Origin of the sequence: Acinetobacter sp. USHLN143, assembly GCF_037145695.1 — a bacterium.
Taxonomy (GTDB): domain Bacteria; phylum Pseudomonadota; class Gammaproteobacteria; order Pseudomonadales; family Moraxellaceae; genus Acinetobacter; species Acinetobacter fasciculus.
The window spans coordinates 1-273 of the sequence record NZ_JBBCWZ010000273.1; the positions used below are offsets into that span (position 1 = coordinate 1).

General features: G+C 41.8%; 2 pseudogenes. Both read left to right on the forward strand.

The features are described 5' to 3' along the window. Positions 1–110, forward strand: a pseudogene (locus WFH18_RS18040) (IS6 family transposase); the annotation flags it as partial. A gap of 52 nt (positions 111–162) precedes the next feature. Beyond that, positions 163–273 (forward strand): annotated as a pseudogene (locus tag WFH18_RS18045) (DDE-type integrase/transposase/recombinase); the annotation flags it as partial.

Genomic DNA, 273 nt, shown 5'->3' on the forward strand with positions numbered 1-273 from the left:
TTAAAGGTATTGAAGTCATGCGTGCACTACGTAAAGGACAAGCATCGTCATTTTATTATGGTCAGCCTCAGGGTGAAGTGTGTCTAATCAACAGGGTTTTCGGTCTCTAAGTACTTTTTAAAGGGAACATCATCGACTCAAATCTCTATTTGCAACAGTGCCCGATGGACTTACCTGTATCGTGCAGTTGATCAACGGGGTCATACGATTGACTTTTACCTTTCCGCTAGACGGAACAGTAAATCAGCCTATAGTTTTCTAGGAAAGATCTTC